This is a genomic window from Helicobacter cinaedi CCUG 18818 = ATCC BAA-847 (assembly GCF_000155475.1).
GTDB classification, from domain to species: domain Bacteria; phylum Campylobacterota; class Campylobacteria; order Campylobacterales; family Helicobacteraceae; genus Helicobacter_C; species Helicobacter_C cinaedi.
This window is the reverse complement of the sequence record NZ_DS990392.1, coordinates 428,775-453,242: the sequence shown is the minus strand read 5'-3', so window position 1 is coordinate 453,242 and position 24,468 is coordinate 428,775. Positions and strand designations below refer to the sequence as shown.

The window sequence follows — 24,468 nt, the reverse complement described above, 5'->3', positions numbered from 1 at the left end:
TTCATTCCTTAGTATAAAACTCCCAAATGGGTGGCTCAAAAATATCTGGGGCGTTTTTAAGCACTTCAAAGGGCGTAAAACGCTCCTTATAGCCCATACAATAATGATTTTTAATCCAATATCCGGGGTAAAAATATTTCAGTCCAAACTCCCGCCCTATGCTGATTTGCTTTAAAATATTAAGTGTGCCTAGGCTGTAATGTGAAAAATTATGATCATAGTAAAAATACACTGCTGTAATGCTTTGCCCCAACGCATCAACAAGCCCAACGCCAATAAGCTGAGAATCTATAAAGTATAAAAACTCATAGCCAAAATCTTGATGTCCATCTACAAACATATCCATATAAGATTCTGGCGTTGTGGGCGTGTAATCCCAACCTTTTTTATCTCGCATAGTTTGATGATAGCGGTTGTAAAGCTCTATGTGGGCTTGTGAGATAGTGGGCTTTTGTATCTGTATATCTATGTTTTGAGCTTTTTTTAGCACTCGCTTATGATTCTTGCTAAATTTAAAATCATCAATCAAAGTACGGATTGAGATACAATCATTACAGCCCTGACACATTGGCACAAAAAAGTAATTCCCAAAGCGTCTAAAGCCCCGCTCCAAAAGCCCGTGGTAGAAGCTAGGCTTTACATTTTGAATATGAAAATATCTAAAAATGCTTTTTTTAGAATCTATGTAGCTACAAGTTTTTTCTTCGGAGTAAAATTCTACTAATCTCATTCATATACCTTTAACGCACCCACCTCATTTTTTAAACCGCTCTTATTTAATATGCTCGTAATTTTTCTTATGTGTGGTTACTTTCACAAGGTAGCGTCTACCCTCGCTAGAGGGGAGTTTTGATTGAATCGTGTCATAGACTTTTTTTGGAGACATAGCATTTATGCGATTGAAAGCTTCATTCTTATCATTTGCAAATGTTCTTAGCACACTTCCAGCCCCAGCGTTATAAGCAGTAATCACGCAGTATTCTTGGCTTTGCTTATCTTTTATTGACGCTAAATAGCGGTTAAAAAGAATGCTAAGATAGGCTACGCCATATTCAATATTTGTTTCAGGGTTAAAAAGCATTTCTTTTGTTGGCATACCTTTTTTGCCATTTATGAGTTCATACGCATCAGCCCCCGCTGTGCTTGGCACAACCTGCATAAGCCCATAGGCAGGCGCACTACTTACCGCATAGGGATTGAAGTTAGATTCTGTTTGGATAATGCCTAACACAAGGGCGGGAGAGATATTGTATTTATGAGCATATTTCAATACAAGATCTTCGTATTTATGCTCGCTCTTACTTTGATAATCTCCCACCATTTGCAAATCCACATAGCTCACAAGCTTACCCTTGCTATCCTTGCGGGTTTTTAGCTCATTTTCCACAAGATATTTAGCATATCGCTCTGCACGCCATTGTGTCAAAATATCTTGCCCATCGTGGTCTTTAATCAGCCCTGCTAGAAAAGGTTCGCCATCAAATTTAAAATCATCAGCAGAATACAAATCCACTTTGCTTGGATCTTGGGGCAAAAGAAGTGTATTTGTAATGGCTTGTTCTAGGGACTTTGTGGGGTTTGAAGTATCAATGGTTTCAATGCGTATTGCACCGCTATGGAAGTTGATAGTTGCTTTGGATTTATAGTTATTTGAGTATTTGACATAAGATTCTGCACTTGGCAAACTCACATCTTCCTTGCTCCATTGCTTGGCAACATTGCCGCTTAGGTCATTTGCGACTTTTGCGTATTGTCGCTTGGCTTCCTTAATATCTCGCATAAGGGCTTTGCTGTCTGTGGCGTAGATTCTAAACTGATTTCCTGCGATTTGTCGCATTGCGTAGTTTGGATCATCGGCTATGGCGATTTTTACGGCATTTTCTGGCGTGAGTGCAGAGCAGCCAAAAAAGCCTAAAGTTAGAGCAAGGGTTATGCTAAGTTGTGCGTATTGTTTCATATTGTCATATCTCAATTTGGATTTAGTGTGTCAAAATCAAAACGCCCATTGTAGCGTAAAAAGTTAAGCTTTGCCCTACAAGCTTTATCTCAATAAATAGAAATATGCTATACTCGCAAGATTTTAAATCTTAGAGAAAAAGGCGTGAAAGGAAAAAGCGTGGAAATTGTATTTGGTCCTATAAACTCTCGGCGTTTTGGGCGATCACTTGGCGTGGATTTATCCCCGAGTAAGAAGCAATGTAATTTTGACTGCGTGTATTGTGAGTTGCAATGGGCAAAGACTATGGAGCGTATGGAAGAGATTGTGAGCGTGGATTCTATCTTACAAGCCATTCAATCTGCCCTAAAAACGCAGAAATGCGATGTTTTGACATTAACAGCAAATGGTGAACCAACGCTGTATCCGCATTTGTATGAATTAATTAGCAAACTTGAAGAGATAGTGCCAGATTCTATAAAGTTGCTTATCCTTACAAATGGCTCACTTTTATGGAAGAAAGAAGTGCAAGATTCACTTATGCTTGTGGATATTGTGAAGTTTTCCTGCGATAGTTTGGAATCTAGGGCTTTTAAGAGAGTGGATCGCCCACATAGGAGTTTGAATCTTAGCCAAATTAAGCAGGGCATAAGCGAGTTCTGCCAAAGGTTTAATGGGGAGATTGTGAGCGAAGTGCTGTTTGTGAAAGGCATAAATGACACAATGGAACAGGCTAAGGAAATTGCTGAATTTTTATCAACGCTTAAAGGTTTAAAACGCGTGGATATAGGGAGTATTGATCGCCCGCCGGCTTATAAAGTGGAGGCAGTGAGTGATGAAAAGCTAGAAGAACTCGCTTCGTGTTTTTATGCTTATCCACATCTTACTATTTCACTTCCAAAACGCACACAGACTAAAGAGAGTGGGAATCTAGCCTTGCAAACTTATGACACAGATGGGCTAATAGGGCTTATCAAAAGGCGTCCATTAAGCACATTAGACGCACAAAAAATGCTAGATTCAAAAACTTTAGCACTCTTATATCAACTTTGCCAAAAAAATATTGTAAAGCAATGCAGTGTGGGAGAAAATATATTTTATAAAATTGTGGAATAAAAGTTAAAAGATTTTGATTATAATGCCTTGCTTTTTGTTATGGATTCTGTAATCTTTATGGAATTTGCTTGGCAAGGGCAAACAACACAATAAAACTAAGGAGAGACTATGTTTGAATTACGCAAATTGCCTTATGGCACAAACGAATTTGGTAGCTTTTTAAGCGAACAGACTTTTGAATATCACTATGGCAAACATCATCAAACTTATGTGAATAATCTCAACAACCTTATCAAAGGCACAGAGTTTGAAAATGCGGAGCTTGGCGATATTATCTTAAAATCAAGTGGCGGTGTGTTTAATAATGCGGCTCAAGTGTATAATCACGACTTTTATTGGGACTGCATAAGCCCTAAGGCAAGTGAGCTAAGTGCGGCGCTGAGTGCGGCGATTGATGCGGAGTTTGGCTCACTTGATGGATTGAAAGAAAAATTCCTTGCTTCAAGCACAACACTTTTTGGCTCTGGCTGGAATTGGCTTGTGTATAACACACAAAATAAAAAGCTTGAAATCGTGCAAACAAGCAACGCTGCAACTCCTGCGACAGATTCTAAAGTGCCACTTTTGGTTGTTGATGTGTGGGAACACGCTTATTACATTGACCATAGAAATGCGCGACCTGCGTATTTGGAAGCGTTTTGGAAGCATATTAATTGGGCTTTTGTCTCTGTGTCTTACAAATGGGCGTTGGAAAGAGGTATTGAATCTTTTAAATTTTACGCAAATGAGCTTCACCCTGTTAAATAAGGACAGGAATGACACTCACGCTTGTGAGTGTCGCTATGATATTTTCTCATTTTATAAAACTCATCATAAAACTAGGGGCATAAGATGACACAATATCATATTCAGCAATTTATCATTCAAGCTTTGCAAGAGGATTTAGGTAGGGGCGATCTCTACGCCTTAATCGCACAAGATAGGGAAGCAAAGGCTTATGTTTTAGCTAAAGAAGAGGGTGTGTTTTCCGGCTTTGTGTATTTGGAGGCATTGGCAAAGCATTTTGATATAAAGATTTTAGAATCTCATAAAGATGGGGAGTGTTTCAAAAAAGGCACAAAGCTTTGTGTATTAAGTGGAAGTCATATTGCACTTTTGCAAATGGAGCGGGTGCTACTGAATATCCTAGCTCATAGCAGTGGAATCGCCACGCTCACCTATGCTTATAGCTCAAAAATTAGCAATCTACCCATAAAGTTGCTAGATACACGCAAGACTCGACCATTATTGCGGGAGTTGGAAAAATATTCTGTTGTGAATGGCGGAGGGAGTAACCATCGCTTTGGGCTAGATTCTATGCTGATGCTAAAGGATACGCATTTAGCTCATATTACTGATTTACGGGGGATAATTAGCACTACTAGAGATAGAGTGCCATTTATGTGTCCCATTGAAGTGGAATGCGAAAGCTTAGAATCTGCGATTAACGCAATGGGGGCTGGAGCTGATGTTGTGATGTGTGATAATATGTCAATAGATGAGATTGAAAAAGTTGTGGCGTATCGCAACGAGTATGCCAAGCATACTAAGCTTGAAGCAAGTGGGAATATAAACCTTGAAAATATCGTAGAATACGCACAAAGTGGCGTTGATGCTATCAGTGTAGGCTCACTTATCCATCAAGCAAAATGGCTTGATTTGAGCCTTAAAATCCACCCTTGTTAGATTCTAGGCACAAAATGGCTTGTAAAGTGGCGTTTGACAAAGAAGCATTTTTTATCCGCTTATTAGAGCAAAGTGGCGTTACAAAGGGCATTGGTGATGATTGTGTGATTTTGGGCAATGTGAAAAATGCCTACCCACGCACACACAAAGCACAGATTCAGGCAGGGATTCAAAAAACGCAATTTTGTAAATCACAAACTCCACAGCCGCAGATTCAGCATAAATCGCACAATGCTTTAAAATCCCCGCATATTCTACTAAAGGGCAAAGCTCCTTTGGTCATTGGTATGGATAGCTTTTGTGAGGGAGTGCATTTTTTGCAGGAGTGGTTTTCCCCCTATACTCTTGCGTATAAGGCATTTTTGGTTAATTACTCTGACATTGTGGCGATGAATGCCACTGCTGCTTATGCTATGTTAAGTATTGCCTTGCCACGAAAATGGGGAAAAAGCGAGATAAGAGAATGCGTGCAGGGGATAAGTGATTTTTGCAAAAAGTTCAATATTTTTCTTATCGGTGGTGATACGATTAGCTCTCAAACTTTAGCGTTTCATATTACATTGTTTGGTTTTGCCAACAAACGCACGCTCTTTCGCGATAGAATCCCGCTAGATTCTGTGTTATACGCCACTTGCGATAGGTATCCTAGCAAAACTATCACTCAAGGACTAAAAGTGCTAAAAAATCTTTTAATAAACGATAAGCAAAGGCTTACAAAGATAAATCTCAAAGCAAAAGGACGATTTTTAAAGCCGGAGATTAGAGCGGAGTTTGTGCAAAGCTGTGAAAGATTCTTAAAAGGAGGCTTAGACATATCTGATGGAATCTTGCAAGAGACAAAGCGGCTTTGTGTGCTTAATCAATGCGGATTTAAAAGTGCTGTGCCGCTTTTTGCTCCTAAATCAAGGGCGTTACTACAAAGTGGGGAGGCGTATGAAATGCTTTTAGCCATAAGCCCCAAGGATAGCTTAAGATTCAAGCGACAGGCAGCACGACATAGGATTAAGCTTCTTAAGCTAGGAAGTTTAAGAAAAAAACGCACGATTTTACCTAAAAACACACTTTGGCATTGAATTTGATATGACGACAAAGGAGAATAAATGACTATTATTTTAGCCACAGGTAATCATAATAAAATCCGTGAGTTTAGGGCGATTTTGCAAGAGCAGATTGAGGGCTTGTCTCAAACTCCACAAGATTCTATAAATGTCTATGCGTATAGCGATTTTATTATGCCCTTTGAGATTGAAGAAAATGGCACGAGTTTCAAAGAGAATGCCACGATTAAGCTAAAGGCGGTTTATAATGCGTTTTGTAATAAAATGCGAGATGATAAAACTAAAGATTCTATGCGACATCTACTCCAAACGCCCCTTGTTTTTATCGCTGAAGATAGTGGGCTATGTGTGCCTATGCTGGATAATGAGCCGGGTATTTATAGTGCGAGATATTATGAGTTTTTACAAGCACAAGGGCAGATTCAAAAGAGTGCGGTGAAGTTGAGTAATAGTGCTGATGAAGTCAATCTTGTGTGTTTATGTGAAAGGCTTTCAGCGTTAGCGAATAAGAAGCAGATAAAAATCCCTGCGTTTTTTACCGCTTATATTGCTTTGCTTATCGTGCCAATATCTGCCACGCTAGATTCTAAGCTAGATTCTATGTTGCCACCATTTGAGCGTTTGGTAGTGGAGTATAGTGAAGGAGTTTTGCACGGAGAAGTGATTGATAAGCCAAGGGGCAAAGAGGGCTTTGGCTATGATCCTATTTTTATTCCCGCTCAATCTAATCCGCAAAAGCAAACATTAGCAGAGTTTTCACCAAGTGCTAAAAATGCCATATCTCATCGCAAGAAAGCCTTTTCTCAATGTATTAAAAAGCTTCTTTCTCTGTAAAATTTGTGTATTTTTAAGGTAAAAACAAATCTTTTGCAGATACAATCCCAAGCTTTAAAATCTCAAAATAAAAAAGGACTTCGTATGCTAAAAACAACGACTTGGCAGCTTGCACAACAAACCCATACACAGGTGAATCTCAAGTGAGCAAAACTGCTATTGGTGCGCTTGGCACAGTGGCAGTTGGTGCAGGTATTGGTGCATTAGTGAATAAAAAAATAGGGCTAAAGGTGCAGCTATTGGTGCTGGTGTAGGTGCATTGGCTGGTGGTGCTGTAGGTGGATATATGGATTATCAGGATAAACAACTTCGCAAAGAGCTTCAAGGCACAGGCGTGAGTGTTTCAAGGGAAGGCGATGGGATTATCCTTAATATGCCCGGTGATATTACCTTTAAAAGTGGAAGTGATGATTTGAGTTCTGATTTTTATAAGGTGCTAAATAAAAAAGTGCTAAATAAATATGATAAAACAATCGTAACCGTTGTTGGATTCACAGACAATACAGGTTCCGATAAAACAAACCTTGCCCTTTCTAAAAAACGCGCAGAAAGTGTTGCGGCTTATCTTCAAAATCAAAAGGTTAAGACTGAACGCTTTGTGGTTGATGGGCTAGGTGAGAGTGAGCCAATCGCTTCAAATAAAACAGCTGAAGGCAGAGCGAAAAATCGCCGCGTTGAAATCTCTCTTACTGCGATTCAAAATAAAAGTATTCCTAGCTTTCTAAGTTAGGATTCTGCAATGATGAAGCGTATTCTTTCTCTCTCTTTTTTTATCTTAAGTCTTATTTGTATTGTGTCTGTTGGATATTCTCCGCAATATTGTATTTTACTCTATCCTGCGTTTTGTATGCTTTTTATCGCACTTTTTATACAAACCTATGAAGTGCTAAAGGTAAAAAAACAAGCCACGATTAAGGCATATTACAAGCAAGATTCTTGGCTTTCAAGGCATTTTGGACGCTTTTTATTTATAAAGATTATAAGTGGAATCTTTGCGTGTATGGGAAGTGTGTCATTATTTTTTATGCTACTTTTTCCTAGTGGCAGTGATATTTTTATCTTTTGTGTGTTAGTGCCTTGCTCCATATATACCTTTAAGGTAGCAAAAGTCATTTGCAGGGCGAATATTAGCCTAGATTTTGCCTCTATTTTAGCGAAAAAATATACTGCGTTATTTTGTGCTGTGTGTGCTTGTGTGGGGGAATTTATACTAGAGGGCTTTGCTTTGCAACAGATACATATCACTAGCTTTCAAGGGCATTATGAAATGCTTTTAGAATCTTTTCATATCGCACAAATGCCTTGTCAATGGTGGCAGGAGCTTTTTGGTTTTATTGTGCTAAAAAAGGCTATTGTGGATATGCTCTATTTCAGCAATGATTCTTTACGCATTATTTTGAATGTGCTTTTTGCCTTTGGCTATTTCAGCTCTTTTGCGAGTTTTTCTTTACTTGTTTTGAGTGGTTATTCCACCAAATTAGAATCTAAAAACAACCCAGAATCTCACCAAGATTCTAAGATTCAGCCCCTTTACAAAAGCAGGGCTTTTAAGCAGTTTTTTGCCGTTATATTTTTCTTAATTTTTGTTTGCCTTGCTTTTTATGTGAGTTCTTTGCTCCAGCCCCTTGCTAAGTCAAGTAAGTTTGCAGCGGAGATTCTAGCACCGGAGATTCTAGCCACACAATTTTTAGCTCAAAATCAGCAGTATATTGAAGTGAGTATTCAAGGGGTGCAGAGCTTTGTCAATACCAAAGATATAGCGGATTTACAGCACAAGATTAAATCTACGCTTAAAGATTTTGAAACAAATCTTAATCACTCTACACAAGCAAGTTTGGAAGAATATCTTGCTAAAAAGGAGATTATTATTGATGAGTATTCTAAGTGGTATTTTAGCGTCTATGGGGAATATACGCGACTTTTTTATGCGGCTATTGGCAGGGGGGAGGACATCGCACAAGAACAGTTTGTTTTTCTGCTTAAAGCCTATACGCCAAATGATTTACAAGAGCGTTTAAATCGTGTGTATGATGCAGAGTTTGATAAGCTTAAAAAGCGTTTAGAGCAGGACTTTAGCTTTTTTACAATAAACAAAAAGCCTAACAATGCCTTTATCTCGCATTCCTTATCTTTTGATGATTTTACGCAAAATCTTAATGTGCTAAATCCTAGGGCAACTGATGGTGTAGCCGCACTTTTGGGGGCAAGTGTGGTTGGAGCGATGATTATAAAAACTTCTAGCAAAGCTATGGCAAAAACGGGAGCAAAACTTGTGGGAAAAAGTGTAGCTAAAAAGGGACTAAGTGGTGCGGCTGGGGCAGGGGGGTCGCTTGTGTGCGGACCTTTTGCCCCATTATGTGCGATTGGATTTTTTGTCGCCGCTGATGTAGGTATTAATAGTGTTGATGAAGCACTCAATCAAGAAGCATTTAAAAATCAAATGCGTGAAGGCTTTACGCAGTGGGAAATTCAGCTAAAAAACAGCCTTGTTAGCTATAATTCCCAACTTTCAAAGCAAATTTATGAGAATCTTAGGCTAGATTCACAATCACATCAACAAAAGGAGCAGTAATTGTCAAATCTTAAACAAGAAAAATCTATGAGTAGTGTGGTGTTTGCAGGAAGTTCACTACTTTTTGCGTGTATTGTGGTTTTGGCAAATTACACCGTGCAGTATCCTATACTCAATACTCCGCTCACTTATGGAGCATTGACTTATCCCATTAGCTTTTTGCTTATGGATATTTTGAGCGAAAAATATAATAAGGCAGAAGTGCTAAAAACACTTTGGGCAGGGCTACTTCTCGCCTTTATCCCATCACTTTTAGCAAGTGAGCCACGCATTGCTATTGCAAGTGTGTGTGCATTTTTTGTCTCACAGAATCTTGATGTGCATATTTTCTTTTATCTTAAAAATCGCTTTCCTAAGCTGTGGTGGCTACGCAATAACGCAAGCACGATGGCTTCACAGTTCATAGATACGATGATATTTTTTCATATCGCTTTTTTGTTTGTGTATCCGTGGGAGCAAGTTATTGCTATGTTGTTGGCTGATTTTTCTATTAAGGTGTTTTTGGCATTGTGCGATACGCCATTGTTTTATGTCTTTGCCATTAAAAATAAGCCTAAAATCACAAAAATGAGGTGAGTATGAATCTGTCTAATACATTCTCTCGGCTTTTTGGTCGTTTTGCGAATTATGAGTTTTTCTCTCCTTTTCAAAAGTTCATTAACACCACTTATGTAAAGATTTTTAAGATTGATTTAAGTGAGTTTGCCCCTGCTTCAAGCTACCCCTCACTTAATGCCCTTTTTACCCGCTCTTTAGTCGCTAAACGCCCTGTGAATGCTAATCCTATTGTGCTTATCTCCCCTTGCGATTCTCTTATCACACAGCTAGGCAAAAGCAGTGATAAAAATGCTTTGCAGATTAAGGGAATGGAATATTCCATTGAAGAGCTTTTGGGTCAAAAGCTTGATAGAGAGCTATATTATATTAATTTTTATCTTTCCCCAAAAGATTATCATCGCTATCACGCACCTTGTGATTTGGAGATTTATGAAGTGCGGTATTTTGGTGGGGAGCTACTGCCTGTGAATCTCCCATCACTTCGCAAGAATCAAAGCCTTTTTGTGAGGAATGAACGCGTTGTGGTTGTGGCAAAAACGCCAAATAATAAATGGGTGTATTTTGTCGCGGTGGGGGCGTTAAATGTCGGCAGTATGGTAATGCACTTTGAGCCAAAAATCAAAACTAACGCCGGACTCCATAATACAAATTATGTGTATCTCACGCCCATTTCTATGAAAAAGGGGCAGGAGTTAGGAATGTTTCAAATGGGTTCTACAATCGTGCTATTTATGGAGCAGATGATTGCAGATGTGAATATGAATGATCAAGTCAAATTCGCTCAAGACATAGGCACTTACGCATAAAGGTAAGCATTAAAGGATAGGTAAAAACAATGCAGGAATTACAAAATAAAATTAAAGATTTATTACAAAAACTTGATGGACTTTTAGTAGCACATTATTATCAAAAAGATGAAGTGGTAGCCTTAGCGGATTTGTGCGGCGATAGTTTGGAGCTTTCACGCAAGGCTTCAATGAGTGAAAAAAACCTTATCGTGTTTTGTGGCGTGGCGTTTATGGGGCAGAGTGTGAAAGTCTTAGCACCGCATAAACGCGTGATTATGCCCCGTTTAGCCTGTTGCTCTATGGCAAGAATGATTGATAGTGAATATTTTGATGAAAGTATCGCACTTTTAGAATCTTATGGTTTGAGCAGAGATCAGATTTTCCCCATTACTTACATTAACTCAAATGCCGATGTCAAGGCGAAAGTCGCTCAAATGGGTGGGCTTGTCTGCACAAGTGCTAATGCCTCAAAAATCTTTGACTTTGCTAAGGCACAAAATAAGAAAATCTTTTTTCTCCCAGATAGGTGTTTGGGGGAGAATCTAGCCAAGGCGGATAATAAAAAATCAAGCTTACTGCGGGTAGATTCTAAACAAAAAGTGCTAGATTCTGATGTGATTTGCTATGATGGATTCTGCTCCGTGCATCAGCTTTTCACACCTGAAGATGTTGCGTTTTATCGCAATAAGTTTGAGGATATTAAGATTGTCGTGCATCCAGAATGCGATCCTAGCGTGGTGGATTTGGCGGATTTTGTCGGCTCTACAAGCCAAATCATCAAATATGTGCAAGACTTGCCTTTAGAGCAAAAGGTTGCTGTTGGCACGGAATTTAATCTCGTCAATCGTTTGCGTCCTAAGTTTGAAAGCAAACAAACTACCTTTGTGCTAAGCTCTAGTAAGCCTCAATGCCCCACGATGAACGAGACAACACTGCAAGATGTGTATGATGTGCTTTTAGCCTATGAAGATAATAAGCCTATAAATGAAGTATTTTTAGATTCTGAAGTTCAAAAGTGGGCGAAAATTGCCCTTGATAGAATGTTAGAGCTATCTTAAAATGGGGCTTATCTTAAGGCTGTTTAGAGTAGGGCTAAATTTTAATGCTAGATTTTTAAGACTAAAAAGTCGCAGATTCCACAAAATCGCCTTTTAGGCTTTTTGGGGCGATTTGGGCTTCAAGCAATGGGGTAAATTCATCTCTCAAATAATGCTCCACGCCCACGCGTCCTATCATCGCAGCATTATCAGAGCAAAACTCCAAATCCGCTAAGTATAGCTCCTTATCAAACTCATTACAAAGCTCACTCATTCTTTCACGCAGATATGTATTCGCACTCGCCCCACCGACAATGGCGAAGTATTTGCCTTCAAAATGTTGAAAAAATAGCCGAGTTTTTCTCACAATATGCTCACACGCTGCGTTTTGAAACCCTTTAGAAATACTTGCGATGTCCTGCAAACTAAGCGGTTGCTCCATCTCCTGTATGGCTAGTCTCACCGCATTTTTTAGCCCTGAAAAACTAAATTCCAACTTTTTATTATGTAAAAGTGGGATAGGAAACTCATAGGGTTTATATTGATTGATTTCACAATTCTTAGCGTAACGCTCCACTTGCGGACCGCCCGGATAGCCTAGATTCAAATGCTTTGCAACCTTATCAAAGCTTTCCCCAAAGCTATCATCAAGGCTTTGAGCGATAATGCTGATATGATGAAAATCATTAACTTGCAGAATCTGCGTATGTCCGCCCGAGACGAGCAAAACGCCTAGAGAATCTTGCTTGTTTTGCCGAGATTCTAAAAGGGATTCTGTATGAGATTTTAAATGAGATTCTAAAAGCGGGGGCGGGGCGTTTTTCCTAGAATCTTTAGCAGAATCTGTCGCAAAATCTTTGCTAATACAAAGTGAGTAAATATGCCCCTTAAGATGATTGACACAAATGAGTGGAATCTGCAGTCCAAGACATAAAGTCTTTGCCATCATTAAGCCTTCAATAAGCGTTACACTAAGCCCCGGACGCGTGGTAACAGCCACGGCTTTGATGAGTGATAAATCATTATTTAAAAACATTTTTAGCTTTTTTAGAATCTCTGGAAGCCTTTTAGCGTGGAGTCTTGAAGCGATTTCTGGCACTATACCACCATAAGTGCTATGCTCAGAATCTTGAGAGATTTTAATATGATAAATAAGCTTTTTATCAATAATACGCGTTAAAGCCAAAGAGCTATCATCACAACTAGATTCTATACTTAAAATCATCACACCCCTTTAAAAACCCTAAAATAAAATGTTAGAATTATTCCACAAAATGATAAAGGAAGTTTATGGCGATGAAAAAGGGTGTGAGATTAAAGGCGGAGTGGGAGAAGCAACTTGCTATTTTTATGGCATTCCCACATCAAAATAGCGATTGGGCGGAGCATATACACAAAGCAAGGGCGTGTTTTTTAGACATCATAGAGCATATTGTGTGCTTTGAATCTGTGATTTTATGTGTTGATACGCAAGATGATGAAGGCTTTGAGATTGTCAAAAAGTATTTTAGCAAGGCTTTAGATTCTGCGGATTCTAGGGATTCTACGAATGCTGACTTTATGAAAACGCAAGATGATGAGTATATTAAGAATCTTTTTAATCAATCTGTGCCTCATACCCTGATACAAAATCCTAAGTCAAAATATCTTGCCAACTTTGGGGGCAATAGTGCTTTTAGTCTGCATATTGCGCGAGTGCCTACAAACGACACTTGGGCTAGGGATTTTGGTGCGATAAGCGTAGAATTAGAATCTCCGCAGAATCTAGCACAGAATCCATCTCAAAATATGGCTCAAAACAAAGCGGGGCAGGGGGATAGGCAGATTCAACTGCTTGATTTTACATTTAATGGTTGGGGGCTTAAATACCCCGCATTTTATGATAATGCCATCACAAGGGCTGTGTTTAGACCAGAGCTTACAAGGCAAATGGATATGGTGCTTGAAGGTGGGAGTATTGATAGCAATGGGGCAGGGGTGCTTTTGACAAATACGCAATGTTTGTTAGAATCTAATCGCAATCCGCATCTTTCCCAAGTGGAGATAGAATCTAAGCTGAAAGCATATTTTGGGCTAGATTCTATGCTATGGCTCACACAAGGCTACCTTGCCGGAGATGACACTGATAGTCATATTGATACACTAGCGAGATTTATTTCAAAAGATACGATTGCGTATATAAAATGCGAAGATGAAAAGGATGAGCATTTTCAAGCTTTAGCACTTATGGAGAGTGAGCTTCAAGTCTTGAATCAGCCAAATAGAGAGCCCTACAAGCTTGTAGCCCTGCCTTTTACAAGGGCGATTTTTGATGAAAATGGGAAACGACTACCAGCAAGCTATGCGAATTTTTTGTTTGTGAATAACGCCCTGCTTGTGCCAACTTATGATGATATAAATGATGAAAAGGCGTTAAAAATTCTAGCTCAAGCTTTGCCTAACCATAGGGTAGTGGGGATAGACTGCCGCTCACTTATTCTATGGCACGGAAGTTTGCATTGTGTAACTATGCAGATGTATGGGGCAGGGCTTTAAGCGTAAAGCTTAGGGCGTAAAATTTAAGCGGAAGTATGGAGAAACTCGCTTAAGGTAGGCATTTGCAGTTCGTCATACAGCTCTTTTGCTTTTGTTTCGCCACAAAGTTCTTTTGTCAGCTCAAGGGCAAATACAACCGCTGTGGCAGGACCTGTGGAAGTAATAATGTTACCATTTTTAACAACAGCACTTGATTTTTTATTTTTCTTTTCCATATTGATTTGAGATTCACAGCCCGGATAACAGGTAAAATCCCCCTTTAGCACCCCTGCCTTATCAAGCACGATAGGGGAGGCACAAATAGCAGCAATAAGCTTTTGTGAGTTTTCAAACTGCTTGAGCCAAAGTGTTACGAGCTCGTTGTTGGCAAGATTCTGCATACCATTATAACCCCCGACTAAGATAATCGCATCAAAATCTTCACTATCAAACTCTGGCAAGGCATTATCAGCTTCAATAACGATATTGTGTGCTCCAAGCACTCGTTTATGAGAATCTAAACTTACCAACACAACACGCACTCCAGCACGGCGTAAAATATCCACCACGCTCACAAGCTCTATTTCCTCAAAACCCCTAGCAATCGGCACCATTACATTTTTCATCACAATTCTCCTTGAATCCTTGAATTTTGCAAACACATTCTAGCATTGAAAGGGTAATATTGTGAGACAAGGGACGCACTATGGCAATGGCAATATATAAAAAAGTTTGAAAAGTATAGTAATCAAACTTTGAGAAAAACAGAGAAAAATAAGAAAAACAATATAAATAAATGCTATAATAGAAAGAAAATAGATTTAAAGAGGCCAGTAATCGTGCAACTTAATGATTTTTCTTATGCCCGTTTCAATATGAGTGTATCTGAGTTTAAAATACTCCTTGCAATGTTAGCTACGCTTGATTCGGTCAATCAAAGCGAATTTATAGAGCAAGAAGTTACAACAAGAGAATTAGCAGAAATTTTACAACACGAGAAAAACATAAATAACGAATCCTATTTATACGATATTATGCAGAAATTAGCTGAAAAAACCTATTTTAGCGATAATGGGGAATCTGCTATTGCTGTTCCATTTTTTAAATATATTAAAAAACAAGATGATAAAGCATTTTTAAAATTTAAATTTAATGATACGCTTAAGCCTTTTTTCTTAGAGCTTAGGCGTGGTTTTGTAAAATTTAATTACACAGAAATCAAAGACTTACGAAGCTTTTATAGCATACGACTTTATATTATGCTTCTCACAGAGCTAAGACAGAATCGCCAATGTTTAATTATTGATTATAAGACACTATGCGATACTTTGGGTTTGCCACGACATAGAGCTGAACGAAAAGATTTTGGAGTATTTAATCAAAAAATCCTCACAAACTTTAGAAAAGATATGCTACTTAATGCTTTTAATGTGGAGTTGCTAGACATACAAACCGAAAAAGTAGGCAAGAAAGTAGATGAGCTTATTTTTACCTTTGATTATAAAGGAATAAATAAGCGATTAGAGGGGCAGAATAAGCGACTAATGGCACGATATAGGAATATCGCAGATAAGGCAAAATTCTTAATCAGAGAATCTTTTGCAATGGGTAAGGCAAAAGATTTTAGGAATGTATGGCGCATCATAGACACAAGTCATAATGAAAATGGCGTTTTTATCCTTGTGGAGAATTGGAGAGCCTTACGCGTAAAAATCCCTTGCAGGGATTGGAACGCAATAAAACATATAGAGCATTTATGTAATACCTACAAAGCGGCTCTATATACTAGGCTCACAATAGGAGATATAGAAGCGATGAGCGCGGAGAAGCTAGAGCTATACGAAAAAAGCAAAGCCTTAAAATCACTTTTGAAATAAAGGGGCAAAGATGACTATTACCATAGAAAATGCAAACAAAGAATTCTTAAAGGCAGTGCGAGAAATGGCTAAGATTGCAAACCTCAAAGTTAAAGCCACAAGGACCGAAGCGGATTTAAGCAAAGCCGATACACAGAATCTTAAAGAGATACATACGCAATACAAGCACGGAGAGCTAGAAATCATAAGCTTTGAAGAGCTTGACAAACAAGCTCAAGCACATTTAAAGAGCCTAAGGGCAAAATATGCAAATTAGTTTCAGTAAGCATTTTAGCACTTCTTTAAATGCTATTTTGGACTATATCGCACAGCACAGCCCTAGCAATGCAGAATCTTTTCATAATGAACTTATGGCAAAAATCCATGCTTTACGCTCAAGACCAAAAGCTTACAGAAAGAATCCACAAATCAATCAAGAGGACATAAGAGACCTTATATATAAAGGCTATGTGATACCTTTTGCCATAAGTAAAGATTGTATCACTATTCTAGCAATTTATAAAAGCAATCTTTGGAAACCTACAACCCCTAAAAAATAACCCCTTATTATTCTATTGTCGCTATTCGTAACACATTGAAAAATGTAGAATAGCAAAAATTAAGCTCGTAAAATAGGGCTTTGTAAGCCTCGTAAAAAGAGTTAAAAACAATATTAGTTAAAAAGAGAGCCACGCAGAAAATTAAGACTTTGTTAAGGTTGCGATTCAGTCATTCTTAATTTTTTGTTGCAAAATTAAAGAGGAAATTTGCTCAAAATGCTTTAAAAAGCTTTGCAATTTTAGGATAATTACAAAGCTCATCTTTTGACATTAAAGAGCTTGTGGGATTATCTCTTAATCCCACTCTACATTTTTACTTCTAAAGGCAATTCTATGTTTTACAGAGTGTATTACAAAATAGGCATAGGTGGTAAAATAAATGAAGCCAAAGCACAACTCAAAAAAGATATTGACAATATACAAAGAAATTTTAAAGAGCCAAAACATAAAAAAAGACGAGCAGAACGCGAGGAAATGCTAAAAGAGCTACAAGAGAATCTAGACAAACAAATACAAGAAGCAGAACAAAGCCAAGAGCCACAAGAAATATCAAAAAAGAAAACCCGCACTTTTGGAAATCCTAAACCAAAAGTGCAGAATCCACAACCAAAACTACAAAGTAGGCACTTTACCAAAAAAGACGAAGCTTTTAGATTTATGAAACAGCATTACGAGTTTTGCCAAATAATGCTTATTTACAAATATAGCAATAAATACGGGTGGCAAATGGTATTTGACAAATACACGCCAAATGATTTTTAAAAGGGGAGAAGATGAAATCTATTCAACACAAACTACTTCACATTGCTTTTTGTTTAAGCATAGGCTTTAGCATAGCTCAAGCAAATCTTCCTGTAATTGATGTAAGCTCAATCGCTCAAAGTATAATGCAATACACACAAATGATACAAGAATCAATAAAATATGAAAAAGAATTGCGAAAAATAGGTATTGACACAGGACGAATAGGGGGAATACTACAAAATATAGATAATATCGGTAGGGATATGATACAAGGCATTGACACACTCAATAAAACACCTAATGAGTTTGCTCAAATGTTCCAGCGGCTTAATAAGGGCTGTGAGTTCTTTGCTCAAACTGAAAGGTTCAAAAATGCACAGGAGAATCTTCTTAAAGGATATGAAAATATAGACAAAGATAGCGCACAAGTGCTATCTTGCCTTAATGCTTTTAATAATCCTCTTTTAATGATTGATATTAAAAATGAGATTCAAGCAAAGGCAGATGAATATAAAAAGAAAGGTGATTTTGTTAAATATAGAGAGGAGCTAGACAAAATCAAAGATATAGAAACAGAAAGAGCTTATCAAAGAGCAGAAGTTAAAGATGAAAAACTTAGGCAGTGGGCTAAGTTTTATCAACAATATCAAGGAGTGCAAGGGGATAAAAATAATCCTTATAATATCTACAATATCCGCGAGAATATGAAAATAATCATTGAAAAGGCAGGAAAGGCAGAAACCCAAACAGAAGTGCAAAACTTAACCAATGCACTTTTAGGGCGGATTCTAGAACTTGCCACAATTCAATATGAAATGCTTGCGACTTCAAACAATGTAATGATTGAATTTTTAGACAAGCAAGAAATGGAATCTAAGCGTACCATTACAAGAGGGAGCAGAGCCAAAGACAAAGAGAATCAAAAAAAGATATTTGAAGAATATGAAGCATTCTCTCAATACAGGGAAAAAGTGCAATACAATAATGCAGGTTTGCCTAAAATGTTTGAATAAGGGGAGAAATGGAAGCAAATATATTTGAAATCATAGTTAATCTACTGAAGCAAACAGGAAAAACTATCGTTGCGAATATTTATAATGCTATTGGGGACTTATATTCTAACAATATCGCTTATACACTCTTAGGATTAAGTCTTGTTTTATGGGCTTTTATGCGCATAAAAGGTGATGGATTTAGCAAAGATGATATGTTTAAGGCTATGATATGGATAAGTGTTTTTATCGTAATCAAAGTCGCATTAAGTAGCTACCAAAACTATATGGACTTTTTACGCATATTTCAACTTCCTTACAAGTGGGTAAGCACGGGAGTAAGTGCTTATGGCACAGCAGGAAATTCAAGTGCTTTAGTCAATAATATGTGGAGTATCGTAAGTGATACAGCCTCAAAATATGCAGAGGCAATAAGTTGGAAAAACTTAGCAGCGTGGGCTATTTTAGGATTGTTTTTAGCCGCAATGCTTATTCTTATGATAGCTATTGTAGTGATGACATATTATCTCAATTAATGGCAACAATGCTTCTAAGCCTTTGTGCATTAGTTTTGCCATTAATTTGCTGGAAAGAAACAAGAAGTGTATTCTTTGGTTGGCTTAAGCTCTATACAGGTATGAGCTTATGGGCGCCGCTTTGTTTATTACCATCTGCTTTACCTCAAAGTGCATTAGCACAATTACAAGCTTTAAGTAGCCCAACAAACGATAATGCACATTTACTCATAGTGCCTATGGTAGTAGCAATTTTTGCATTATTCCTCCTCACAAAAATTCCTGCGTGGGTAAGTGCAATTATAGGCAGTGCAGATTCTAGCGGTGGAGGAAGCGGACTTACAGGACTTGCAAGTGCTGGAGGAATGACTATGAAACGAATAGCAGAGGGAGGTAAAGCATATCAAGAAGCCCGCAAAGACGGAAAAGGTATAGGTGCTTCAATAGGGACAGGAGTAGGCACAACATTGGGAGGCAGTATGGGAGGTGCTATTGGTGGCACAATAGGAGATGCTGCTAAAAAAGTAGGAAGATTTTTAGCTAAATCTACTCCACATATAGGAAAATAAAATGAGTAAAGCAGAATCAATATTTTCTACTTACGAGAAACTTTTAAAAGGAGTAGGGCGTATTAAAGATGAAAATTTACACAAAAAAGCTAAGGCATTATCAAAATCTCTTAGCTTTTTTAAAAACAAACCCGCCCAGAGCTCAATTCACTTTAATAGCACTAAAACCAAAGGAGCAAGAAAGAATCCACCAAAGATAAATCTCTCTTATGCTCACAATACTAGAGAGTTAGACACAGACTCTAGAATCAAAATAGCAGAGCTCACACAAGAGCTCTCTAAAATTCAAAGTCCAACTTATGCCATTGATACGCCAGAAAATAACGAGTATTATGGCGTATCAATGCAAGATTTAAGGATATTTGAAAGTAGAGCAAGAGAAGATTATTTCAAAGCTCACTCTCAAAGAATGCAAAAAAAGGCTCAAATCATAAAAGAGAGTATCGTAAATCTTAATGCTAATCACACAATGCAAGATGTAAAAGCACTCACTCAAGCTCTTTACAAAGAATTTGGATTAAAAACCTTGCATATAGCAATCCACAGAGACGAAGGACATTTTAATAAACTCACAGGTGAAAAACAATATAACTATCACGCTCACATAATGTTTGCGAACTATGATTTTAAAACACATAGAAGTGTATTTAGAAAATTTACCAAAAAAGATTTATCGCGTATGCAAGATTTAAACGCTCAAATCTTAGGAATGCAAAGAGGAAAGAAAAATAGCAGAGCTCACATTAATCGCTATCAAATAGATTATAAGGCTAAAAAAGAGTTAGAGAATATAAAAACATTCCTTGAATCTTCACCGCATCAACAAAAGAAAATATTAGAGAATCTCACAGACGCACAAGCTCACGCAATGAATAAGATTCTAGCCACTGCTAATAAAGCAGACTTACCCTTAGATAAAGAGCCTAAAATGCTCTTAATGTTAAGGAGTAAATGGCAATTAGCAGAGGGTAGGGAAGCTAACCTTTCCCCTTTTAAGCCCTTGCAAAAGGGCAAAGTTAAATCTAAAACAAGGAGTAAAACAATGGAAAAACAAGATGTTATGCAAGAGCAGGATACACAAATACAAGAACAGCAAGGACAAGAGGAGGAAGTCAATCAACCAAACTTACCTTTTGATGATAACTTCATAGAGTGCAAAAGCCCACAGGAAAAAGATGAACACGCAGATAAGATTCTTAAAGACTTTGAAAGTCATTATAAAGATATTGATAAAGTCATTAAAATGGCACAAAGGCAAGAATCTAAACTACCACAAGAGAAGCCACAAGCAGAGCAGGATAAAGAATTGACAGAAAATAAAGAGCAAGAGGGCAATAGTAATGAACTTGATAGAGCCATTAATGAAATCACACAAGCACGAAATATATTTGAAATCTTAAGTGCTCTTTATAGCATAGAAAAGGGAATGTATGAGTTAGGTATAGGAGAAAAGCCAAAGATTGAAGATTTTACTAAAAAATTCAATGAGATGAAAGATAATGCTTTAGATTCCAAGTTTCTTACTCAAAGCATTAAGGCACTCAAAGAGGGCAAAGAAAAAATACAAGACTTCTCTAAAAACATCAAATTAGAGAGAGCTTTAGCTAAAGAGCTCTCAAAAGATATAAAAATGCACGACTTGGTAAGCGAGAGCTCTAAGAGTGCATACATAAGAAAAATTGATAAAAAATTAGAATCTGCACTCTTGCAATGCCCTCAACTTAAAAATGATTATCCTAAGATAATTAAACAAGCAGAAAGCATTTGCAAGGGAAAAGAGAATGGGAAACATCAAAATCAAGGAATGCAAAGATGAAAGAACTCACACATTTAAAAATAAAAATTGACGCTAATAGTAAGCAGGGAAAAGATTTGATTAAAAAAATTCAAAAAACTTTTTTTAATCATTGCCTTAATAATGATTTGTATGTTGAAGATGAAATGCAAAATATTGTGTTTGATTTGGAGTTTTATCAAAAAGAAGTGTTTGTGAAAAATAATACAAGTATTAATCATATGCGAAAAATAAAATAAGTGCGAAGTGCTAGGAATTATTTGATATGATTTGCAAACACAAAATAAAAATCGGGTGCGGGTGTCCCGCCTTTAATTTGTCCGAAATGAAGTATAACGAAATGGAGGACAACAAACAGCACTTTAAAAAAATTGAAATTTTTTTAAAGTGCTGTTTGTTAAAATCTCAAAAAGGAGCAAAACTTTTTTGAGATTTTTTAGAAAAGTTTGCTTGAAAATTTTTGCAATCTCTTTGATTTGTTTTTTAATCAAAGAGCCAAAACTTTTACAAACTTTTTGTCCTCCATTTCGTTATACTTTTTTTTAAAAGGTTAAAATGTTATGGGTGAAACAAAATGGGAGTTTCAATTATTTTTAATACTCTATGCAGAGTTTAAAAAAATTGAATCGGAGAGTGGGCATAAAATAATCCAAGACAAAGAGAACCCATATCATTTTTTTATTTTAGATTCTAATGAGAACTTTTTAGAAAAATTTTCATTAGAAGAATACATAAAGGAGCTACAAAATGACAATACCTCTACAAGAAAGAGCGGGGAAAGAGATAGTTATACCCAAAGAGTGGAAAGAGAAAGTAGCCGAGTCATTAGACAAATTAGAAGCACGATTGAAGAGAGAAGCAGACGAAGCAGAGGTGAGAGCAGAGAGGGCAGAGCAATGGGCGAGGGAAGCCAAAGCATTGGAGCAACAAGTAATAGAGTTGGAAAATCCATACTCTCACGCCTAGAATCAGAATCCACGAGCTCACAAAGTTAAGACAAGCCGAGCAAAAACTTACAGAGCTAGAAAGGCAGAAAGCAATCGATACATACAAGCAAATGCAACAAGATACAAGCATAAAACAGATAAACGAGCAAAATAGAGATATACAAGCAACAGAGCAGGGGATACAAGCAGAATCTACAACGCAAACACGATTAGATAGAAATTTAAGAAATTACAGCAAGAGCCAAGAAGCTAAATATCTTGTGCGTTGTAATGCTCTAGTAAAAGAAGCTAAAGACAAAGGCATTACATTAGATTCTAAAAGCCTCAAACTTTTAGAAAGTTTCAATAAAAAAGCACAAGATAAAATAAAAGGTTTAAACAGATGAAAAACTTTTATTTGTTTTTAAGCTTTTTTATGATTAGTTACTTTTTTAATTTTTGTTTGAAAAGTGTTTTTGCTAGTAAAGCTCTACACTTTTCTAAAATATCGTAAATAAGGGGTTTATAGTGTCTAATAATGGAAAAAAGTTTGAAAAGTATAGTTTTCATAACTAAATTATGTTATAATCCCAAAATGTCTTTCAATATCTTTTAAAGAAAACTTTAAAAATTCAAAGATTTCAAGGATTTAATAAACCAAGAATCTAATAAATCAAGGCAAGGCTAAACCAAAATGAAATATCCCTTAAATTATAAAGACGAGTTTTCGCAGACATTGCTATTTTGGATTATGCGTTTTATCCGCTACAAGCTTACGACATTATCTAATCATCAAGTGTTAAATAAAGAGATGATTTTACAGGCGATTAACGCTCTAAGTAATGATGAGATTAGCTCCATACATCAGCTAGAATCTCTGTGTAAAAGTGTAAGAAAAGCCGGTATGATAGGGATAAACACCTACTCTACCCCACTGCTTAAGCTCTACACTTTCCTAACGCAAGGGCATTTTCACACTATGGAATCTATTGATGAAGAGGTGCTAAGCGATTTTTTGAGCGTTGAGACAAGCACGCTTTCAAATGCGAGTAAGAAAAACTACCGCATCGCACTCATCGGGCTTTTTGGCTATATTGATAAGCAAAATGAGTTTGAGGGGAAGTCCTATGTCTATGACATTACGCTAAAAATCACCGCCCTGCAGGGCAAAAGTGGGCAAAAGCTCCCTGCGTATTTAAACCAAGATGAGCTAGAGCGATTTTTACAAGCCATTGATGAAGCAGAGCTTGGAGAAAAGGTTGCTGCGAGAAATAAGCTTATTATCAAACTTATCGTCTATACAGGTATTCGTGTGAGTGAGGCTTTGAATCTGCGTAGGAAAGATATATATCCGCACCTTGATTGCTATATTATTCAAATTCGGGGTAAGGGCAATAAACCGCGTGTGGCAATGATACGCCAAAGCCACATACAAAATCTGCTTGATGTGTGGCTCACACAGCGTCTATCTTTTGCTCCTTTGCACGATTTGCTTTTTTGTAATACAAAGGGCAAGGCTCTTACACAAAGCTATATCTATCAAAATGTAGAAAAGATTCTAGCCCAATCGGGAATCCGCAAGGAGAAAAATGGCGCACATATGTTGCGACACTCCTTTGCCACCCTACTCTATCAGCAAAAGCACGATCTTGTTATGGTGCAAGAAGCCCTAGGACACGCTGATTTGAATACAAGTCGCATTTATACACATTTTGATAGTAAGCGTTTGCGTGAAGTGGTAGGCGTTATGGATACTTTGAGTGATACGAGCGAGATGAGTAACACAGGAGGCTTGAGTGGGAAATCTTTGAGTGAAAAGGCGTTGGGTAAAGACGGCTTGGGCGAAAACATTACAAATCAAAAGGAGAGAGAATGAAAAATCAAGCAATAAGGCAGATTCTATATATTGGGCTTATCGGTGCATTTGCACTGAGTCTATGGCTGTATAATAATGAGCTGTATGGCGATGTGTTTCGCTTTATGCTTATTCCGCTTGGGGCTATGTGGCTCATTCAAAAGCGATTTATTCCGCTTAGAGCGTTGCTTGTGAGTTGTGTTATCATCTTTGGTATTGCCTTTGGGCTAAAACTTAGCTTTAACTATGCGGCACATACTTTTATGGATTCTGCGTGGGTAATGAAGGTTGTTGAGATTGCAAGGCGTCCCATTAATGGCGAATTTAAGGGATTTCCTAGCGGACATACTGCTTCTGCTTTCATCGCTGCGGCGTTGGCTTGGCAATATTTGGGTGTGCAATGGGGTGTATATCTTATTGTTTTGGCAGGATTTGTTGGGTATTCAAGGATTTTAAATTTATGGCACACGCCCCTGCAAGTTTGTGCTGGAGCGATCTTAGGCTTTTTTGGGACACTGCTTGTGCTAAAAGCTGTGAATAAATACCTTGACAAGCACTCAAGAAAAGGGATATAATCC

29 protein-coding genes are annotated in these 24,468 nt (G+C 37.5%); 25 read left to right on the top strand and 4 right to left on the bottom strand.

Going from position 1 to position 24,468, the window contains the following annotated elements; translation table 11 throughout:
- Window position 1 precedes the first annotated feature (1 nt).
- On the bottom strand, window positions 2–730 hold the full coding sequence (locus HCCG_RS06645) for an arginyltransferase (RefSeq protein ID WP_002956702.1): 729 nt from the start codon (window positions 728–730) through the stop codon (window positions 2–4).
- Window positions 731–772: 42 nt separating this feature from the next.
- Window positions 773–1,957 carry a murein transglycosylase domain-containing protein gene (locus HCCG_RS06640; RefSeq protein ID WP_034548233.1) on the bottom strand — a complete coding sequence of 395 codons (1,185 nt, stop codon included), beginning with the start codon at window positions 1,955–1,957 and terminating at the stop codon, window positions 773–775.
- Window positions 1,958–2,116: 159 nt separating this feature from the next.
- Between HCCG_RS06640 and HCCG_RS06635 the strand changes: the two genes are divergently transcribed.
- The 11 genes from HCCG_RS06635 (at window position 2,117) to nadA (ending at window position 11,585) form a co-directional block, all read left to right on the top strand.
- Entirely contained in the window at window positions 2,117–3,052 is a 936-nt protein-coding gene (locus HCCG_RS06635) for a radical SAM protein (protein WP_002956698.1), read from the top strand.
- A 108-nt stretch (window positions 3,053–3,160) separates the two neighbouring features.
- Window positions 3,161–3,799, top strand: a complete 639-nt coding sequence (locus HCCG_RS06630; RefSeq protein WP_002956697.1) for a superoxide dismutase — start codon at window positions 3,161–3,163, stop codon at window positions 3,797–3,799.
- Between the two features lie 84 nt (window positions 3,800–3,883).
- On the top strand, window positions 3,884–4,717 hold the full coding sequence (gene nadC, locus HCCG_RS06625; RefSeq protein WP_002956696.1) for a carboxylating nicotinate-nucleotide diphosphorylase: 834 nt from the start codon (window positions 3,884–3,886) through the stop codon (window positions 4,715–4,717).
- Window positions 4,718–4,731: 14 nt separating this feature from the next.
- Window positions 4,732–5,790 (top strand): thiamine-phosphate kinase, encoded by a 1,059-nt coding sequence (locus HCCG_RS06620; protein WP_015453485.1) that lies wholly within the window; start codon window positions 4,732–4,734, stop codon window positions 5,788–5,790.
- A gap of 27 nt (window positions 5,791–5,817) precedes the next feature.
- Window positions 5,818–6,609 (top strand): non-canonical purine NTP pyrophosphatase, encoded by a 792-nt coding sequence (locus HCCG_RS06615; RefSeq protein WP_002956694.1) that lies wholly within the window; start codon window positions 5,818–5,820, stop codon window positions 6,607–6,609.
- Window positions 6,610–6,710: 101 nt separating this feature from the next.
- On the top strand, window positions 6,711–6,863 hold the full coding sequence (locus tag HCCG_RS11970; RefSeq protein ID WP_154645875.1) for a hypothetical protein: 153 nt from the start codon (window positions 6,711–6,713) through the stop codon (window positions 6,861–6,863).
- Window positions 6,864–6,895: 32 nt separating this feature from the next.
- Window positions 6,896–7,339: an OmpA family protein gene (locus tag HCCG_RS06610; protein ID WP_230197915.1), complete on the top strand. Its 444-nt coding sequence runs from the start codon at window positions 6,896–6,898 to the stop codon at window positions 7,337–7,339.
- A 9-nt stretch (window positions 7,340–7,348) separates the two neighbouring features.
- Complete coding sequence (locus tag HCCG_RS06605; protein WP_015453484.1) at window positions 7,349–9,181, top strand: hypothetical protein; 1,833 nt, start codon at window positions 7,349–7,351, stop codon at window positions 9,179–9,181.
- Between the two features lie 27 nt (window positions 9,182–9,208).
- Window positions 9,209–9,757: a queuosine precursor transporter gene (locus HCCG_RS06600; RefSeq protein WP_002956691.1), complete on the top strand. Its 549-nt coding sequence runs from the start codon at window positions 9,209–9,211 to the stop codon at window positions 9,755–9,757.
- A 2-nt stretch (window positions 9,758–9,759) separates the two neighbouring features.
- A complete protein-coding gene (locus HCCG_RS06595; protein ID WP_002956690.1) occupies window positions 9,760–10,545 on the top strand; it encodes a phosphatidylserine decarboxylase in 786 nt (261 codons plus the stop codon).
- 29 nt (window positions 10,546–10,574) lie between these two features.
- Window positions 10,575–11,585 (top strand): quinolinate synthase NadA, encoded by a 1,011-nt coding sequence (gene nadA / locus HCCG_RS06590; RefSeq protein WP_002956689.1) that lies wholly within the window; start codon window positions 10,575–10,577, stop codon window positions 11,583–11,585.
- Window positions 11,586–11,646: 61 nt separating this feature from the next.
- Here nadA and tsaD read toward each other — a convergent pair whose 3' ends face one another.
- Complete coding sequence (gene tsaD / locus HCCG_RS06585; protein ID WP_002956688.1) at window positions 11,647–12,789, bottom strand: tRNA (adenosine(37)-N6)-threonylcarbamoyltransferase complex transferase subunit TsaD; 1,143 nt, start codon at window positions 12,787–12,789, stop codon at window positions 11,647–11,649.
- Between the two features lie 65 nt (window positions 12,790–12,854).
- On the opposite strand from tsaD, the gene HCCG_RS06580 reads away from it, so the two are divergent.
- Window positions 12,855–14,099, top strand: a complete 1,245-nt coding sequence (locus tag HCCG_RS06580) for an agmatine deiminase family protein (protein ID WP_015453482.1) — start codon at window positions 12,855–12,857, stop codon at window positions 14,097–14,099.
- A 23-nt stretch (window positions 14,100–14,122) separates the two neighbouring features.
- Here the strand turns inward: HCCG_RS06580 and HCCG_RS06575 are convergent, their stop codons facing one another.
- Window positions 14,123–14,704: a DJ-1 family glyoxalase III gene (locus HCCG_RS06575; RefSeq protein ID WP_002956686.1), complete on the bottom strand. Its 582-nt coding sequence runs from the start codon at window positions 14,702–14,704 to the stop codon at window positions 14,123–14,125.
- A gap of 213 nt (window positions 14,705–14,917) precedes the next feature.
- Between HCCG_RS06575 and HCCG_RS06570 the strand changes: the two genes are divergently transcribed.
- The 13 genes from HCCG_RS06570 to HCCG_RS06510 all read left to right on the top strand — a co-directional run bounded on the left by HCCG_RS06570 (window position 14,918) and on the right by HCCG_RS06510 (window position 24,465).
- On the top strand, window positions 14,918–15,955 hold the full coding sequence (locus HCCG_RS06570; RefSeq protein ID WP_002956685.1) for a replication initiation protein: 1,038 nt from the start codon (window positions 14,918–14,920) through the stop codon (window positions 15,953–15,955).
- Window positions 15,956–15,965: 10 nt separating this feature from the next.
- Complete coding sequence (locus HCCG_RS06565; RefSeq protein WP_002956684.1) at window positions 15,966–16,211, top strand: hypothetical protein; 246 nt, start codon at window positions 15,966–15,968, stop codon at window positions 16,209–16,211.
- Entirely contained in the window at window positions 16,201–16,494 is a 294-nt protein-coding gene (locus HCCG_RS06560; protein ID WP_002956683.1) for a type II toxin-antitoxin system RelE/ParE family toxin, read from the top strand. Before HCCG_RS06565 ends, HCCG_RS06560 begins: the two co-directional genes overlap by 11 nt.
- 333 nt (window positions 16,495–16,827) lie before the next feature.
- Window positions 16,828–17,256, top strand: coding sequence for a hypothetical protein (locus HCCG_RS06555; protein WP_015453481.1), 429 nt, complete (start codon window positions 16,828–16,830; stop codon window positions 17,254–17,256).
- Window positions 17,257–17,267: 11 nt separating this feature from the next.
- Entirely contained in the window at window positions 17,268–18,251 is a 984-nt protein-coding gene (locus HCCG_RS06550; protein WP_002956681.1) for a hypothetical protein, read from the top strand.
- An 8-nt stretch (window positions 18,252–18,259) separates the two neighbouring features.
- A complete protein-coding gene (locus HCCG_RS06545) occupies window positions 18,260–18,766 on the top strand; it encodes a hypothetical protein (RefSeq protein ID WP_002956680.1) in 507 nt (168 codons plus the stop codon).
- A complete protein-coding gene (locus tag HCCG_RS06540; protein WP_230197914.1) occupies window positions 18,685–19,314 on the top strand; it encodes a hypothetical protein in 630 nt (209 codons plus the stop codon). Before HCCG_RS06545 ends, HCCG_RS06540 begins: the two co-directional genes overlap by 82 nt.
- Before the next feature lies 1 nt (window position 19,315).
- A complete protein-coding gene (locus tag HCCG_RS06535; RefSeq protein ID WP_002956678.1) occupies window positions 19,316–21,130 on the top strand; it encodes a hypothetical protein in 1,815 nt (604 codons plus the stop codon).
- Window positions 21,127–21,348 (top strand): hypothetical protein, encoded by a 222-nt coding sequence (locus HCCG_RS06530; protein ID WP_002956677.1) that lies wholly within the window; start codon window positions 21,127–21,129, stop codon window positions 21,346–21,348. The genes HCCG_RS06535 and HCCG_RS06530 overlap by 4 nt, the downstream gene beginning before the upstream one ends.
- A gap of 321 nt (window positions 21,349–21,669) precedes the next feature.
- Complete coding sequence (locus tag HCCG_RS06525) at window positions 21,670–22,104, top strand: hypothetical protein (RefSeq protein ID WP_002956675.1); 435 nt, start codon at window positions 21,670–21,672, stop codon at window positions 22,102–22,104.
- 62 nt (window positions 22,105–22,166) lie between these two features.
- Window positions 22,167–22,442, top strand: coding sequence for a hypothetical protein (locus tag HCCG_RS06520; RefSeq protein ID WP_002956674.1), 276 nt, complete (start codon window positions 22,167–22,169; stop codon window positions 22,440–22,442).
- A 287-nt stretch (window positions 22,443–22,729) separates the two neighbouring features.
- Window positions 22,730–23,911 (top strand): tyrosine-type recombinase/integrase, encoded by a 1,182-nt coding sequence (locus tag HCCG_RS06515; protein ID WP_014666726.1) that lies wholly within the window; start codon window positions 22,730–22,732, stop codon window positions 23,909–23,911.
- On the top strand, window positions 23,908–24,465 hold the full coding sequence (locus tag HCCG_RS06510) for a phosphatase PAP2 family protein (protein ID WP_002956672.1): 558 nt from the start codon (window positions 23,908–23,910) through the stop codon (window positions 24,463–24,465). The genes HCCG_RS06515 and HCCG_RS06510 overlap by 4 nt, the downstream gene beginning before the upstream one ends.
- Window positions 24,466–24,468 lie beyond the last annotated feature (3 nt).